Below are 16,447 nucleotides of genomic sequence, written 5' to 3'. Positions count from 1 at the left end.
GAGACGGACTACGGCCGCTCCGCCTTGGCGCCGAGCTCCGCGAGCTTGTTCATGAAGTTCTCGTAGCCGCGGTTGATCAGATCGATGCCGTGGACACGGGAGGTGCCCTGGGCGGCGAGCGCCGCGATCAAGTACGAGAATCCGCCGCGCAGGTCGGGGATGATCAGGTCCGAGCCCTGGAGCTTCGTCGGGCCCGAAACCACCGCGGAGTGCAGGAAGTTGCGCTGACCGAAGCGGCACGCGGAGCCGCCGAGGCACTCGCGGTAGAGCTGGATGTGGGCGCCCATCTGGTTCAGCGCCGAGGTGAAGCCGAGCCGCGACTCGTAGACCGTCTCGTGGACGATGGACAGGCCCGTGGCCTGGGTGAGGGCGACGACGAGCGGCTGCTGCCAGTCGGTCTGGAAGCCGGGGTGCACGTCCGTCTCCAGCGCGATGGACTTCAGCGGGCCGCCCGGGTGCCAGAAGCGGATGCCCTCGTCGAGCACCTCGAACGCGCCGCCGACCTTGCGGAAGGTGTTGAGGAAGGTCATCATCGCGCGCTGGCTGGCGCCCCGTACGAACACGCTGCCCTCGGTGGCCAGCGCCGCGCTCGCCCACGAGGCCGCCTCCAGGCGGTCCGGCAGCGCGCGGTGCGTGTAGCCGCCGAGCTTGTCGACGCCGGTGATGCGGATCGTGCGGTCCGTGTCCATCGAGATGATCGCGCCCATCTTCTGAAGGACGCAGATGAGGTCTTCGATCTCGGGCTCGACGGCGGCGTTGCTCAGCTCCGTGGAGCCCTCGGCGAGTACGGCGGTGAGCAGCACCTGCTCGGTGGAGCCGACCGACGGGTAGGGCAGGCGGATCTTCGTGCCGCGCAGCCGCTGCGGCGCCTCCAGGTACTGGCCGTCGGCGCGTTTCTCGATCGTCGCGCCGAACTGGCGCAGCACGTCGAAGTGGAAGTCGACGGGGCGGCCGCCGATGTCGCAGCCGCCCAGGCCCGGGATGAACGCGTGGCCCAGGCGGTGCAGCAGCGGCCCGCAGAAGAGGATCGGGATGCGGGAGGAGCCCGCGTGCGCGTCGATGTCGGCGACGTTCGCGCTCTCGACGTGCGACGGGTCGAGCACCAGCTCGTCCGTCTCCTCACCGGTGGTCACGGTCGTGCCGTGCAGTTGCAGAAGACCCCGTACGACCCGCACGTCGCGGATGTCGGGGACGTTGCGGAGCCGGCTCGGCTCGCTTCCCAGCAGCGCGGCGACCATCGCCTTCGGAACGAGGTTCTTTGCGCCACGGACACGGATCTCGCCGTCGAGCGGGGTGCCGCCGTGGACGAGCAGGACGTCGTCGGTCATTGATCTCCGCGTTCCTGAAGACAGTTCGGGGCAGATGACTTGAGGCCTGGTGCGGCCCCCGGCCCCCTGGAGAAGCTTGGGGCAAGGACGAAGGACAATCGTAATGGTCCCGGCGCGGCGCCGCTTGGGGGGCGAATCCGGCCACGGACACGGCCTGCGCGCGTTATCACGTTGTGTGACGGGGAAGTGCCCGTGCTGTGACCGGAGTTGCGGATGCGGGGTGGGTTGTGCGGGGGTATGCGAAGCGAAGTGCGCAAGATCCGCGTGGATTCGGTGCACATGCGATGACCAGGGCGTACGCCGGATCATGGGCGCCTGATCCGGCCGTTGGCTCACACGGAAGCCTCAGGTGCGGGACCATTACGGCATGAACGAGGTGTCCTCGCTCACCGGGCGGCTGCTGGTCGCGACTCCGGTGCTTGCTGACCCGAACTTCGACCGTGCCGTGGTGCTGCTGCTCGACCACGACGCGGAGGGATCTCTCGGCGTGGTGCTCAACCGCCCGACGCCCGTGGACGTCGTCGACATCCTGGAGCCCTGGGCCGCGCTCGCCGGAGAGCCCGGCGTCGTCTTCCAGGGCGGGCCCGTCTCGCTGGACGCGGCGCTCGGCGTGGCCGTGGTCCCCGCGTCTCAGGGCGGCAGGCACGCCGAGGGAGCCCCGGAGCCCCCGGGGGGCGGCGCCACCGCCTCCACGAGCCTGCGCGGCGGTCCTGGCCGCGGGCCCGGCCGGGACGGCGACGGCGTGGCCCGCGGCGGCAGGGATGGCGGCGGCAGCGACGACGGGGCCGACGCCGACGGAGAGACGCGGGACGGGCCGCTGGGCTGGCGCCGCGTGCACGGCGCGATCGGCCTCGTCGACCTGGAGGCGCCGCCGGAGCTGCTCGCCGCCGAACTGGGCTCGCTGCGCATCTTCGCCGGGTATGCGGGCTGGGGTCCCGGCCAGCTGGAGAAGGAGCTGTCCGAGGGCGCGTGGTACGTGGTCGAGTCCGAGCCGGGCGACGTCTCGTCGCCGTCGCCGGAGCGTCTGTGGCGGTCCGTACTGCGACGGCAGCGCAGCGAACTGGCGATGGTGGCCACATACCCGGACGATGCCTCGCTGAATTAGGCTTGGTCCGCATGAGCACTCTTGAGCCTGAGCGCGGTACGGGCACCGGCACTCTGGTCGAGCCGACGCCCCAGACGTCGCACGGAGACGGCGATCACGAACGGTTCGCCCATTACGTCCAGAAGGACAAGATCATGGCGAGCGCCATGGACGGGACGCCCGTCGTCGCGCTCTGCGGCAAGGTCTGGGTACCCGGGCGCGACCCGAAGAAGTACCCGGTGTGCCCCATGTGCAAGGAGATCTACGAGACGATGAGCTCCGGCGGAGACAAGGGCGGCGGCAAGGACGGCAAGGGCGGCAACAAGTAACGCCCCCTCCTCGGGCCCGGGCGCCGGTCCGTTGGGGCCGTCCGTTCCCTATGGTCCGCGGCGGCGCGGCTCTTCGGCCCGGCCGGTGACCCGCTGTTCCCCGGTGCTTCGTTACCTCGGATCTGCGATGCTCCGTTACCTCGGAGCGTCGTCCGCGTAAGGCTCACAGCGCGCCCTGTCCGTCCCCATTGCGGGACGGGCAGGGCGCGCTGGTCTGTTGAGGGGCGGACGCCGCATCGCGTGCTTCGACGAGTGCTCCCGGGCGCGGACCCGGCGGTGTGCCGACCGGATTGGTCGAGACCTATTGCCGGGCGGGGCGTCGGCTCGTAACCTCCTGTGCGGTTGTGCGTCGCGGAATCCGCGTTGCGAACTCTGCAACGCCCTATGAGGGTTGGGGAACTCGCCGTGAAGTGGACCGTACGAACTGCCGTGCCGCTGACGGCACTTGCACTGGCCGGAACGCTTCTGGCGGGCTGTGCCCCGTCCACGTCCGGAGGCGGGCCGCACGAGGACGACAAGAGCGGCACGCTGCGCGTGTGGCTCTTCCGCGAGGTCGGCAACAAGCCCAAGGAGCGCGTCGTCGACGGCGTGGTGCGCCGGTTCGAGAAGCGGCACGAGGGCGTGCGCGTCGACGTCCAGTACATCCCCGTCGACAGCCGCGCCGAGAAGATCAAGGGCGCCCTGAACGATCCGTCGTCCGCGCCCGACGTGATCGAGTACGGCAACACGGACACCGCCGGATACGTCGAGAACGGCGGACTCGCCGATGTGAGCGCCGAGTTCGCCGACTGGCCGGAGGCCCGGGACGTGGACCCCACGGCGAAGAAGTCGGTCACCGTGGGCGGCAAGATCTACGGGGCGCCGCTCTTCGTCGGCGTACGGGCGCTGTACTACCGCACCGACGTCTTCGGCGACCTCGGCATCGAGAAGCCCCGCACGCTTGGTGAAGTCGCCTCCGCCGCGCGGAAGATACGGGCGGAGCGGCCCGGCATGTACGGGCTCGCCGTCGGCGGCGCGTACACCTACGGTGCGCTGCCGTTCATCTGGGCGCACGGCGGCTCACTGGCGGAGAAGAAGCGCGACGGCACCTTCGTCTCCGCCGTCGACGGAGCCCGCGCGAAGCGCGGAATCTCCGCCTACACCGGCCTGTTCGGCTACGACAACTGCCCGGCCGCGAAGTGCGCGGAGATGGGCGGCAACGAGAACGTCGAGGCCTTCGCGGCGGGCAAGGCGGGCATGGTCGTCGCCGGCGACTTCAACCGTCAGGCGATGGAGGACGGCAAGGTCAAGGGCGAGTACGACGTCGTGCCGCTGCCCGGCACCGAACGCGGCAGCATCGCACCGGCCTTCGCGGGCGGCAACAACGTCGGTGTGCTGAAGAGCAGTTCGCACCGCACCCTCGCCGTCGCGCTGATGCGCGACCTGGCGGGGAAGGCCACGCAGCGCAGGCTCTTCGACGCGATGGGGTTCCTGCCCACCTTCACCGACACGCGCGAAGAGGCGGCGAAGAAGGAGCCGTTCGTCGAGCCGTTCGTCGAAACCCTCGACGCCGGCACGGAGTTCGTGCCCGCGACGCCCGCGTGGGCGGAGATCGACGCCGGGCTCGTACTGCCGTCGATGTTCCAGCAGATCGCCGGGGACAAGCGCAGCGTGGACGACGCGGCGTCGGAGGCCGCGCGGAAGATGGACAAGGCGTTCGTGGAGTGAGCGCCCTCGCGCCCGCACCGCGTACGGACGTCTCCGGGCGCCGCCCGGCCTCGCGGGAAGGCCCGCGCCCGACCGGTCCGCCCTTGCGGCGGGACCGTCTGACCCCGTGGCTGTATCTGGCCCCCGCCCTCGTGGTGCTGGCCGGTCTACTGGCTTATCCCGTCTACCAGTTGGGCCTCATCTCGCTTCTGGAGTACACCCAGGCGCAGGTGAGCGGGGGCGAGCCGACGTCGTTCCAGGGCCTGGGCAACTACGCCGAACTCTTCGCCGACGCCCAGTTCTGGCACGTACTGCTCGCGACGGTGCTCTTCGCCGCCGCATGCGTCCTCGGCACCCTCGCCGCCGGATGCGCGCTCGCCGTGCTCCTCACGCGCGTGCGGGCGGTGCCGCGGCTGCTGGTGATGCTGGCCGCGCTGGGAGCGTGGGCGACCCCGGCCGTCACCGGTTCCACGGTCTGGGTGTTCCTGTTCGACGCCGACTTCGGGCCCGTCAACAGGGTGCTGGGGCTGGGCGACTTCTCCTGGACGTACGGGCGGATGAGCGCCTTCGCGCTGGTCTTCCTCGAAGTGGTCTGGTGCTCCTTCCCGTTGGTGATGGTGACCGTCTACGCGGGGATCAGGGCGATACCGGAGGAGGTGCTGGAGGCGGCGGCGCTCGACGGCGCCTCGCAGTGGCGCACGTGGCGCAGCGTGACGACGCCGATGCTGCGGCCGATTCTGCTCGTCGTGACGATCCAGTCGGTGATCTGGGACTTCAAGGTCTTCACCCAGATCTACGTCATGACGGGCGGCGGGGGCATCGCGGGACAGAACCTCGTGCTCAACGTGTACGCGTACCAGAAGGCCTTCGCCTCCTCGCAGTACAGCCTCGGCTCGGCGATCGGCGTCGTGATGCTGCTCCTGCTCCTCGGCGTCACCCTTGTCCATCTGCGGGTGCTGCGGCGGAGGGGTGAGGAGCTGTGACGGCGGCGGCGCCGGCGCGGCGGCGCTCACGCGGGGGAGGCTTCCGGCTCAGGCCGTGGCGTACGGCGGCGGAGGCCACCGCGGTCGCCGTCGCGCTCGTCGTCGCCTTTCCCCTTTACTGGATGGTGCTTTCGGCCTTCAAGCCCGCCGGAGAAGTGCGCTCGGCGCATCCGGTGCCGTGGACGGCGAATCCCTCACTCGACGCCTTCCGGCGGGTGTTCGCGCAGCAGGACTTCGGGCGCTACTTCCTCAACAGCCTGCTCGTGGCGGGGACGGTGGTGGTCGTCTCGGCCCTCATCGCCTTTCTCGCGGCGACGGCGGTGGCGCGCTTCCGCTTCCGTTTCCGTACGACGCTGCTCGTCCTCTTCCTCGTGGCGCAGATGGTGCCGGTCGAGGCGCTGACCATTCCCATGTTCTTCCTCATGCGGGATTTCGGCGCCCTCAACTCCCTTGTGTCGCTGATACTTCCGCACCTCGCCTTCTCGCTGCCGTTCGCCGTGTGGATGCTGCGCGGATTCGTGAAGGCGGTGCCGGACGCGCTGGAGGAACAGGCCACGATCGACGGGGCGAGCCGCGCGCGGTTCCTGTGGCAGATCCTCTTCCCGCTGGTCTTTCCGGGACTCGTGGCCACAAGCGTCTTCTCGTTCATCTCGACGTGGAACGACTTCCTCTTCGCCAAGTCCTTCATCATCTCCGCCACCGAGAACTCCACGCTTCCCCTTGCACTGCTGGTCTTCTTCGACACCGAAACCCCCGACTGGGGAGGGGTGATGGCCGCGTCGACGGTGATGACCCTGCCCGTGCTGGTCTTCTTCGTCCTCGTACACCGGCGGCTGGTCTCTGGACTCGGCGGCGCGGTGAAGGACTGAACTCCCGGATTCCGGCGTCTTCTTCCAGAGCGAAAGGTGCCGCGCGTGCCGTACCCGGATCTCGTTCCAGCGCCCCGTTCCGTCACGGCCAAGGCGCCGCAGTCGTCGTCCGTCCAACAGGGCGGTGACGGGCCCGGGTTCGTCCTCGGCCCGGACACCGTGCTCGACGCCGGCCACGGCACGGACGGCACCGCCCGCTGGCTGCGCGGCACGCTCACCCCCGCAACAGGCCTGCCGCTGCTGCCGCCTGGCGGCGCGGGCGACGACGGCGGTGTGCTCGCGCTGCGCACGGACGAGTCCGTCGCCGCCCGGCTCGGCCCGGAGGGCTACGTGCTCGACGCGTCCGCCGGGAGCCTGCGCATCACCGGCGGCACTCCGGCGGGGGTCTTCTGGGGAGCGCAGACGCTGCGGCAGCTGCTCGGCCCCGCCGCGTACCGGTGCGCGAGGACCACGGCGCACGACGCGTGGCGGGTGCCCGCGATGCGCATCGAGGACGGGCCGCGCTTCGCCTGGCGCGGCCATCTCCTCGACGTGGCCCGCCACTTCATGCCGAAGGACGGCGTGCTGCGCACCCTCGACCTGCTCGCCGCGCACAAACTCAACGTCCTGCATCTCCATCTCACCGACGACCAGGGCTGGCGCATCGAGATCCGGCACCGGCCGCGGCTGACCGAGGTCGGCGGGGTCCGCGCCCGCAGCCGCGTCGGGCGCGACGGGCCGCCGGGGACACCGCAGCTGTGGGACGAGCGGGCGCACGGCGGCCGTTACACGCAGGAGGACCTGCGGGAGATCGTCGCGTACGCCGCCGACCGGCACATCACCGTCGTCCCCGAGATCGACATCCCGGGCCACTCGCAGGCGGCGATCGCCGCGTACCCGGAACTCGGCAACACCGACGCCGTCGACACCGCCGCCCTGGAGGTGTGGACCGACTGGGGCGTCAGCCCCAACGTGCTGGCTCCCGCCGAGCACGTGCTCCGCTTCTACGAGGGCGTGCTGGAGGAGGTGCTGGAGATCTTCCCCTCGCGCTTCGTCCACCTCGGCGGCGACGAGTGCCCCAAGGACCAGTGGCACGCGTCGCCGTCGGCGCGGGCGCGCATGCGTGAGCTCGCGCCGGAGGCGGCCTCCGGGCAGCCCGGCGGGGCGGACCCGGCGCAAGCCCTCCAGGCCTGGTTCATGCGGCACTTCGGCGACTGGCTCGCCGCACGCGGCCGCCGCCTCGTCGGCTGGGACGAGATCCTCGACGGCGGCCTTGCGGGGGGCCTCGCCGGGGGTCTCGCCGAGGGCGCCGTCGTCTCCTCCTGGCGGGGCCGGGCCGGCGGCGTCGCCGCCGCGCGCGCCGGGCACGACGTGGTGATGTGCCCCGAGCAGCAGGTGTATCTGGATCACAGGCAGGACGGCGGCGACGACGAACCCGTTCCCCTCGGATACGTGCGCACGTTGCGCGACGTCTACCGATTCGAGCCCGTACCCCGGGAGTTGGCCGGAACTCCGCAGGAACGTCGTGTGCTCGGCGCCCAGGCCAACATGTGGACCGAGTGCACCGAGAACCCTCAGCGCGTCGACTACCAGACCTTCCCGCGCCTCGCGGCCTTCGCCGAGACGGTCTGGTCGCCGCTGCCCGCACCCGACCGGCGCGACGTCGCGGACTTCGAACACCGCATGACGGACGGGCACTACGCCCGCCTGGAGGCGATGGGCGTCGACTTCCGGCCACCCGGCGGCCCGCACCCGTGGCAGCGCCGGCCCGGCATCGCGGGACGCCCGCTTCCCCAGCCCGGCAGTCCGCGGGAAGGCTCCGGCGGGGGCTCCCCGGGAGAGCGGCCCGCGTAACCGCAGGCAGCGCGTGTGGTCCGTAGCACGAAAGTCCGCACAGCAGCGGTGATCCGCACAAGAGTCCCCGAGAGTGGCAATTCGCTGCTTGCCTGTGTGAGCTGGGGATTACGGGCCCCTGTTCCGGACAAGGGACGAGAGTGATGTCAGCTGACGGAACAGCCCATACCGGGCCGCCGGTCCGACTGCCCGCCGAGATGTGCCAGAGTTGCCTCGTCCGGCCGGTGAGCACGTACCGTACGGGCACGGCAGCCGGGTCGACCGGGGAAGGGGCGGCTGGATTGAGCTCGCAAGCACAGCATGAACAACATGCGCCACAGGCTGTGCCGTCGGTCATGCTGCCCACCACACTCGACGAGGCCGTGGCCGCGCTCTCCGCGGTGCCCGCGGCGGTGCCCGTAGCGGGCGGCACGGACCTGATGGCGGGCGTCAACGCGGGCCATCTGCGCCCCGCCGCGCTCGTCGGGCTCGGGCGGATCAGCGAGATCCGCGGCTGGCAGTACCTGGACGGCGAGGCGCTGCTCGGCGCCGGCCTCACCCACGCCCGCATGGGGCGCCCCGACTTCGCCGCTCTCATCCCGGCGCTCGCGGCCGGCGCGCGCGCCGCGGGCCCGCCCCAGATCCGCAACGCCGGCACGCTCGGCGGGAACGTCGTCAGCGCCCACCCGACGGGCGACACCCTGCCGGTACTGGCGGCGCTGGAGGCCACGCTCGTCATCGCCGGCCCGGAAGGGGCGCGGCGCGAGATCCCGGTGAGCCATCTGCTCGCGAACGTGGACATGCTGCGGCCCAGCGAGGTCGTCGGGCATGTCCGCGTGCCGCTGCTGCACGCGCCGCAGACCTTCCTCAAGGCCACGGGCCGCACCGGTCCCGGCCGTGCGATGGCCTCGGTCGCCGTCGTGCTCGACCCGGTGCGGCGCGGGGTGCGCTGCGCGGTGGGCGCGGTGGCGCCGATGCCCCTGCGCCCCCTGGAGGCGGAGCGCTGGATCGCGTCGCTGATCGACTGGGACGGGCAGCGCGGGCTGGCCCCCGAGGCGCTCGCCGCGTTCGGCGACTACGTGGCCATGGCGTGCATCCCCGACCCCGCCCCCGCCGAGGAGGGCGGTGAGGCTCCCGCACTTCCGCCCGCGGCCTTCCACTTGCGGCGTACGGTGGCAACACTGGCCCGCCGAGGACTCGGGAGGGCGCTCGCATGAGCAACGGCAGCCCGCACGACCCCAACGCACCGGGCGAGGGATACGGGCACGGGCAGGGGTACGGAGACGGCTACGGCGGCGGCTACGGCGAGTACGGCGACGAGGGCGGCTACGGCGGCGAGTACACGGACTACGCCGGCGAGTACGGCGAGTACAACGAGTACGGGGAATTCGTCCCTCACCCCTCGCAAGGGCGGCAGCAGGCACAGCCGCAGCAGCCGCACCCGTCGTATCCGCAGCAGGTCTCGTACCCGCGGGAGGGCTGGGGCGGCGAGTCCGACCAGGACGCCACCGCCTTCGTCCAGCTGCCCGCCGGTCCGCTGCCGCCTCCCGGCGCGGGAGCCGAGGCATGGGACGCGCTGGCCGCGCCCGGCACCGGGCAGGGCGGCTACACGCCGCCGCCGCTGGACCCGGCCGAGGTCGCCGGGCAGCAGGCTTCCGGGCAGCACGCGCCGCCACCGGCCGCCGCCGACCCGGCGTCCGCCGGGCAGTGGGAGATGCCGTTCGGGCAGGGGATGGGTGCCGGGGCTCCCGGCATGCACGACCCGTCCGCGTACGGGCAGGGGTATGAGCAGCAGGCCCCCGGACAGCAGCCTCCGGGGCAGCACTCTCCCGGGCAGCAGGCACGGCAACCTGGCGGAGCGCCCGCGTTCGGCGGTCCGGGCATGGAGCACGGCGGTCATGACGGCCCCGGCGGTCCGGGCGGCCAGGGCGGCCAGGGCAGCCAGGGCGGAGGTCCGGGCTCCGGCTCCGCGATGGGCCAGGGAGCTGCCGCGGCGCTCGCGGGCTCGCACGAGGCACGTACGCGGCGTCCGCTCGGCACGGGCGGCGGCGTCCCCGCGGACGAAGCCGAACCGATAGGACCCGGCAGGCAGTTGGGCGGTCACGGCGCGGCGGCGCAGCAGGCCGCCGCACCACATCAGCACGACACCGCGGCGGGCGCGCACTTGGCGGCGGCGCACGCGCGCCGGCAGGTGCCCTTCGAGGGGCACGAGGCCGTCTCCGAACCCGGCGCCGGCGCGGGGGACATGAGACCGGGGGACGAGGGGACGAACGCGCCGGGCGCATACGCGCAGCCGGGCCCCGAGAGCGAGCACCCGACGCCCGGTGGGGGCGCGGCCGAAGACGTCCACGATGGCGGCCGCGAAGACGGCCAGGACGACGAGCCGCAGCCCGTCATGGGGACGGTGCGCTCCGGACTGCCGTTCACGCCCTCTTCGGGCCCGGCGACCGGAAGCGTCGCGACCGGCCCCGGCACCGACGGCATGCCGTCCGACGGCCCGTCGTCCGGCGGGCAGCGGGACGCGGACCAGGGCGGTGGAACCGCGGCGGGAGGCGGCGGTTGGGGCGAAACGCCCGCGCCGCCGGCAGCCGGAGCCGCGAACCCGTCCTCGCACGCCGCCGCGTCCGGACCGGACGCGTCCGCACCGGCCGGCGACGTGGCGGGCGGTGACGTGACGGGCGGGGAGACGCCCCACGGGACCGACGGGCGCGGCAGCCGTGCCGCCGCCCCCCGCAGGGACACCGACGATGCGGCCGGCGAACCGGTCACCGACGGCGAGGTCTCCGAGGAGCCTCCCGTCGAACTCGCCCCCGAACTGGGCGGCGAACACCCCCACGTCTCCTACGTCCTGCACGTCAACGGCATCGACCGGCCCGTCACCGACGCCTGGATCGGCGAGTCCCTCCTCTACGTCCTCCGCGAGCGCCTCGGCCTCGCCGGCGCCAAGGACGGCTGCTCGCAAGGAGAGTGCGGCGCCTGCTCGGTGCAGGTCGACGGCCGTCTCGTCGCCTCCTGCCTCGTGCCCGCGGCGACCGCCGCCGGGAGCGAGATCCGTACGGTCGAGGGGCTCGCCGCCGACGGCGTGCCCTCGGACGTGCAGCGCGCGCTCACCGAATCGGGCGCCGTGCAGTGCGGATTCTGCGTGCCCGGTCTCGCGATGACCGTGCACGATCTGCTGGAGGGCAACCACGCGCCCAGCGAGCTGGAGACCCGCAAGGCGATAAGCGGCAACCTGTGCCGCTGCTCCGGCTACCGCGGTGTGCTCGACGCCGTCCGTACGGTCGTGACCGAGCGCGCCGAGCAGGCAGCCCGGGAGGAAGCCGAGGCGGAGGCCGAAGCGGAGGCGTACGAGCAGGAGTTGGCGGAGGCGTCCGCGCGCATTCCGCAGCAGGCGGGCCCGGGTGCGGGCGGGGCGCACTTCCCGGACGGAGGCGCCGTATGACGGGCGGCGGCCTCCCGGCGGCCCTTTCTCACGGGAGCCGCGCAGGGGGAGAGCGGAGCGGGAACGGCGCACGGAGGCGCCGCGCGGCGGACTGCCGGGTTCCGGAACACGGCGTCCTGGAACAGCCCGTTCCGGAACAGCGCATGCGTGAACACCCTGTGCGGGAACGGTGCGTACGCGTACAGGGATGCCGCGTGCGGGAACAGTGCGTACGGGGATGCGGCGCACAACGGCACGGCGTACGGGAACACCACGTACGGGAACACCACGTACGGGAAAACGGCGTACAAGAACACGGCGTACGGGGGCACCCCGCGGCGGAGCGCACCGGACGCCGGGGCACCGCGAGGCGGCACCCAGCACAAGGGCGAGGCGTACAGGAGCACCACCGCGTGCAAGGACGACGCGGAAAGGCAGCAGTGGCATGACCAGCACGGCCGACGGCCCCGGTGCCGTCACAGCGACCCCCGCCCAGGGCACTCCGCTCGCGCACGACTCCGCCGACGGCGGTCCCGCCACGCACGGCATCGGTGCGTCCCTGCCCTCGACCGACGCCCCCGCCAAGGCCGAAGGCACCTTCCCCTACGCCGCCGATCTGTGGGCCGAGGGCCTGCTGTGGGCGGCGGTGCTGCGCGCTCCGCACCCGCACGCCCGCATCGTCTCGATCGACACCGCGCAGGCGGCCGCGCTCACCGGCGTGCACGCCGTCGTCACCCACGAGGACGTCCCGGGCGACGCCGGGCACGGACGCAGGGTCGCCGACCAGCCCGCCTTCGCCCGCGACGTCGTGCGCTACTACGGCGAGCCCGTCGCCGCCGTCGCCGCGGACCATCCCGACACGGCACGGCTCGCGGCCGCCGCGATCTCCGTCGAGTACGAGCCGCTGGAGGCGGTCACCGACCCGGAGAAGTCCTTCGAGGCCGAACCGCTGCACCCCGACGGCAACTTGATCCGCCACATCCCGCTGCGCTTCGGCGACCAGGACGTCACCGGCGACGTCGTCGTCGAGGGCCTGTACCGCATCGGCCGCCAGGACCCCGCGCCCATCGGCGCCGAGGCGGGCCTGGCGGTGCCGCGGCCCGACGGCGGCGTGGAGATCTACACCGCCTCCACCGATCCGCACACCGACCGCGACCTCGCGGCAGCCTGCTTCGGACTGCCGCCCGAGCAGGTCAAGGTGGTCGTGACGGGCGTGCCGGGAGCGATGGGCGACCGCGAAGACACCGGCCTCCAGGTGCCGTTGGGGCTGCTCGCGATGAAGACCGGCAGCCCCGTGAAGATCGCCGCGACCCGCGAGGAGTCCTTCCTCGGACACGCGCACCGCCACCCCACGCTGCTGCGCTACCGCCATCACGCCGACAGCGACGGCCGGTTGGTCAGGGTCGAGGCCCAGATCCTCCTCGACGCCGGCGCCTACGCCGACACCACCGCCGACGCGCTCGCCGCCGCCGTCTCCTTCGCCGCCGGGCCGTACGTCGTGCCGCACGCGACGATCGACGGCTGGGCCGTACGTACGAACAACCCGCCGTCCGGCCATGTCCGCGGCGAGGGCGCGATGCAGGTGTGCGCGGCGTACGAGGGCCAAATGGACAAGCTGGCCGCCCAGTTGGGCATGGACCCGGCCGACCTGCGCATGCGCAACGTGATGGCGACCGGCGACCTCCTGCCCACCGGCCAGACGGTCACCTGCCCCGCCCCCGTCGCCGAACTGCTGCGCGCCGTAAGGGAATCGCCGCTGCCCGCGCTCCCGAAGGACAGCCCCGAACGCGACTGGCTGCTGCCCGGCGGCCCCGAGGGCGCGGGGGAACCCGGCGCGGTGCGGCGGGGCGTGGGCTACGCGCTCGGCATGGTGCACATGCTCGGCGCGGAGGGCGCCGACGAGGTCTCCACAGCCACCGTGAAGGTCAACGGGCCGGTGGCGACGGTGATGTGCGCCGCCGTCGAGACGGGGCAGGGCTTCACGACGCTGGCCCGCCAGATCGTCCAGGAGACGCTCGGCATCGACGAGGTGTATGTGGCGCCCGTCGACACCGACCAGCCGCCCGCGGGCGCGGGCGCGCACAGCAGACACACCTGGGTCTCGGGCGGCGCGGTCGAGCGCGCGGCGAAGATGGTGCGCACGCAGCTGCTTCAGCCGCTGGCGGCGAAGTTCGGGATGTCGACGGAGCTGCTGACGATCGCCGACGGGAAGATCACCTCCTACGACGGCGTCCTCTCCACGACTGTCGCGGAGGCCCTGGAGGACAAGGAGTTGTGGGCCACCGCCCAGTGCCGTCCGCACCCCACGGAGCCGCTGGACGAGACGGGGCAGGGCGACGCCTTCGTCGGGCTCGCCTTCGCCGCCGTACGCGCCGTGGTCGACGTCGACGTCGAACTCGGCTCGATCCGCGTGGTCGAGATGGCCATCGCCCAGGACGTCGGCCGCGTGCTGAACCCGCGCCAGCTCAACGCCCGCATCGAGGCGGGCGTCACCCAGGGCGTCGGCGCGGCTCTCACCGAACACCTCCGCATCAACCGCGGCGTGGTGCGCCAGCCCGACTTCACGGGCTACGCCCTGCCGACGGCGCTGGACGCGCCGGACATCCGCATCGTCCAACTCATCGAGGAACAGGACGTGGTGGCCCCGTTCGGCGCCAAGGCCGCCTCGGCGGTGCCGGTGGTCACCTCCCCCGCGGCGGTCGCCGCGGCGGTCCGCGCGGCCACGGGCATGCCGGTCAACCGCCTCCCGATCCGGCCGCAGACGGCGGTGGGGGGCTGAGCGCCCGGCTGCGGCGCGCGGCGTCGCGTGTGCGCGGCCCGTCGAACCGCATTACGGTTCCGTATCGCTGACGCGGGCAACTCGGCTGCGGCGTACGGCATTTGTGCCTCTTGCGCCACGGGGTAACGAGTCCGCTTCCGCCTCGCCGGGCAGGTCCACGCACGGTGACGAGGAAACCGTCCGCCGGGCCCGGTTCCGCTCCCGCGGATGTGCCCGGGAGTTGCGGGGGCGGCGACTGGCTGTCAGTGGTGGTTACTAGGGTGTATGTGAAACAGACGTACGGCACCATGGGTGGCGACTGCTCGGCGGGCACGGTTGAGTGTGCGGACGATGAAGACAGAACGGGGTAGGTGCAGCCGTGGGTGAGATGCGAGTTGACCTCAGTGAACTCGAGGAGACCGTACGCAAGCTCGGTCGCGTGACGACCGCCATGGGCGAGTCGGTGACCAAGAGCCAGTACAACACCTTCCTCCCGAAGGGTGCGCTCGGCAGGAACTTCGCCGAGCAGACCGACCTCGACGAAGCGCACGATGAGATGAAGTCTCACATCGAGGAGATCATCCGCGTCATCAACCAGGTCGTCGACGACTTCGGGACGAACACGAAGAAGGCCCACGGCAAGTACCAGAACGCGGAGCACGACGCGAAGTACGGCATGGACGGCGGCCGTTCGGGGTCCGGGAACTGACGGTCAGGGGGCGAGGACGACATGGGCGACGACACTGGGCTGGACAAGTACACCGACACCGGCAACATGTGCTACGCGGGCGAGGTGAAGACCGCGTTCGCCACCGAGCAGACCATCGACTCGATGAAGGCCATGCTCGCCGACGCCAAGCCCGAGCTGGTCATCGAGGTTGCCGACGCGTGGAAGAACATCCATGACCACTTGGTGAGCGGCGGCGGCAGCGTGAAGAGCGACTTCGACAGGGCCGTCGAGCACGTGTTGCAGCATTGGGAAGGCGAGTCCGCGGACGAGTTCGCCAAGAAGGCGAAGAAGATCAGCAAGCAGATCTCCGACTGCGCGACATACGCCCACTACACCTCCACCGCGATGCGCAACGCGGGCCAGAAGCTGAGCGAGATCAAGCCGAAGGTCGACGCCATTGAGAAGCCGAGCAAGCTGTCGAGCGCCATGAACTCCCTCGGGGACGGCTTCTCGCGCGACGACAGCAAGTGGCGGAGCGAGATCCACGGGAAGCAGGGTGCGCAACAGGCCCTGGACAACCACGACGACGACCTCTCCGCCGGCAAGGAAGAACAGCTCAAGGCCGCGGCGCACATGGAGACGTTGGCTCTCGCGTACACATCGCAGGCCAAGACCATGGGGTCGTGGGAGAAGCGGAAGCCCAATGTCCGCGACGGAGACGACTACCCGGGCGAGCCCGGCGGAGTCGCCCCTGTTCCGATCGGCGTGACCCCTGACGACTCCGGCCCGGCGGGTGCGGTCGCAGGAGCCTCCAGGACCGGCAGCGCAACCGGGAGGAGCGCGCCGAAGTCGACCTCGCCGGGCACCGCGGGCACGCCTGCAGGCACGAAGGTTGATGGCATCTCGGGCGGAACGCCGACCGGCACGGGAGGCGGAGGCGCGCACGCTGGTGGAGCAACCGGTGCTCCCGGTGGCGGAGTTGCCGGAGGTTCCGGCGGCGGTGCCCCGGGCGGCGGTGTTCCCGGCGGCCCGGGCTATGTCGGCCAGACGTCCGGGGGCCGTGGCGTCACCGGCGGTCGTGCGGGCGTCGGGCGCGGCGCAGCCGGGCGCGTCCCGGGCGGCCTCGGAAGCGGTGGAGCTGCCGGAGCCGGAGGCAAGGGCGTCGGAGCTGCCGCAGGCCGGGGCCCTCTGGCACGCCAGAAGGGCGGCAGGCTCGACACCCCGCAGCAGGGCAAAGGTGCCGCGCGGCAGGGCGGTCAGGGGCTGCACTCCAGCCGCGGCGGCACGATGGCAGGCGAGCGCGGCCGCGGCGCCAACGGCGCCATGGGCGGCGGTGTCGCAGGCAACAACTCCCGGCGCAAGGAAGGGGAGAGGGGCCAGGGGGACCGTCCGGACTACCTCGTCGAGGACGAGGAGACCTGGATGCCCCAGCGACGCGATGTAACCCCGCCCACTATCGGCTGACGAAGTACCGGCACACTACGAGGTAGCCCGTACCGGGGTGCGG

12 protein-coding genes are annotated in these 16,447 nt (G+C 72.1%); 11 read left to right on the top strand and 1 reads right to left on the bottom strand.

Annotated elements, in window-relative coordinates:
- Positions 1–8: 8 nt before the first annotated feature.
- Positions 9–1,328, bottom strand: a complete 1,320-nt coding sequence (murA, locus tag QQM67_RS21165; protein ID WP_314175551.1) for a UDP-N-acetylglucosamine 1-carboxyvinyltransferase — start codon at positions 1,326–1,328, stop codon at positions 9–11.
- A 367-nt stretch (positions 1,329–1,695) separates the two neighbouring features.
- On the opposite strand from murA, the gene QQM67_RS21160 reads away from it, so the two are divergent.
- From QQM67_RS21160 to QQM67_RS21110, 11 genes are all read left to right on the top strand, one after another.
- Positions 1,696–2,433 (top strand): YqgE/AlgH family protein, encoded by a 738-nt coding sequence (locus QQM67_RS21160; RefSeq protein ID WP_314175550.1) that lies wholly within the window; start codon positions 1,696–1,698, stop codon positions 2,431–2,433.
- An 11-nt stretch (positions 2,434–2,444) separates the two neighbouring features.
- A complete protein-coding gene (locus QQM67_RS21155; protein ID WP_314175549.1) occupies positions 2,445–2,741 on the top strand; it encodes a DUF3039 domain-containing protein in 297 nt (98 codons plus the stop codon).
- A 405-nt stretch (positions 2,742–3,146) separates the two neighbouring features.
- Positions 3,147–4,448, top strand: a complete 1,302-nt coding sequence (locus QQM67_RS21150) for an extracellular solute-binding protein (protein WP_314175548.1) — start codon at positions 3,147–3,149, stop codon at positions 4,446–4,448.
- Positions 4,445–5,410: an ABC transporter permease subunit gene (locus QQM67_RS21145; protein ID WP_399067258.1), complete on the top strand. Its 966-nt coding sequence runs from the start codon at positions 4,445–4,447 to the stop codon at positions 5,408–5,410. The genes QQM67_RS21150 and QQM67_RS21145 overlap by 4 nt, the downstream gene beginning before the upstream one ends.
- On the top strand, positions 5,407–6,279 hold the full coding sequence (locus QQM67_RS21140; RefSeq protein ID WP_314175547.1) for a carbohydrate ABC transporter permease: 873 nt from the start codon (positions 5,407–5,409) through the stop codon (positions 6,277–6,279). The genes QQM67_RS21145 and QQM67_RS21140 overlap by 4 nt, the downstream gene beginning before the upstream one ends.
- 45 nt (positions 6,280–6,324) lie before the next feature.
- Positions 6,325–8,112: a beta-N-acetylhexosaminidase gene (locus QQM67_RS21135; protein ID WP_314175546.1), complete on the top strand. Its 1,788-nt coding sequence runs from the start codon at positions 6,325–6,327 to the stop codon at positions 8,110–8,112.
- Positions 8,113–8,447: 335 nt separating this feature from the next.
- Positions 8,448–9,308, top strand: coding sequence for an FAD binding domain-containing protein (locus tag QQM67_RS21130; protein ID WP_314175545.1), 861 nt, complete (start codon positions 8,448–8,450; stop codon positions 9,306–9,308).
- Positions 9,305–11,533, top strand: coding sequence for a 2Fe-2S iron-sulfur cluster-binding protein (locus QQM67_RS21125; protein ID WP_314175544.1), 2,229 nt, complete (start codon positions 9,305–9,307; stop codon positions 11,531–11,533). Before QQM67_RS21130 ends, QQM67_RS21125 begins: the two co-directional genes overlap by 4 nt.
- Before the next feature lie 424 nt (positions 11,534–11,957).
- A complete protein-coding gene (locus tag QQM67_RS21120) occupies positions 11,958–14,291 on the top strand; it encodes a xanthine dehydrogenase family protein molybdopterin-binding subunit (RefSeq protein ID WP_314175543.1) in 2,334 nt (777 codons plus the stop codon).
- Between the two features lie 358 nt (positions 14,292–14,649).
- Complete coding sequence (locus QQM67_RS21115) at positions 14,650–14,979, top strand: hypothetical protein (RefSeq protein ID WP_314175542.1); 330 nt, start codon at positions 14,650–14,652, stop codon at positions 14,977–14,979.
- Positions 14,980–15,000: 21 nt separating this feature from the next.
- The gene (locus QQM67_RS21110; RefSeq protein ID WP_314175541.1) at positions 15,001–16,404 is read left to right on the top strand and encodes a hypothetical protein; all 1,404 of its coding nucleotides are present in this window, start codon (positions 15,001–15,003) and stop codon (positions 16,402–16,404) included.
- Positions 16,405–16,447 lie beyond the last annotated feature (43 nt).

It is taken from the genome of Streptomyces winkii, assembly GCF_032248595.1.
Classification (GTDB): Bacteria; Actinomycetota; Actinomycetes; order Streptomycetales; family Streptomycetaceae; genus Streptomyces; species Streptomyces winkii.
The sequence above is the reverse complement of the archived record's forward strand: the minus strand, read 5'-3'. Positions and strand labels throughout refer to the sequence as shown.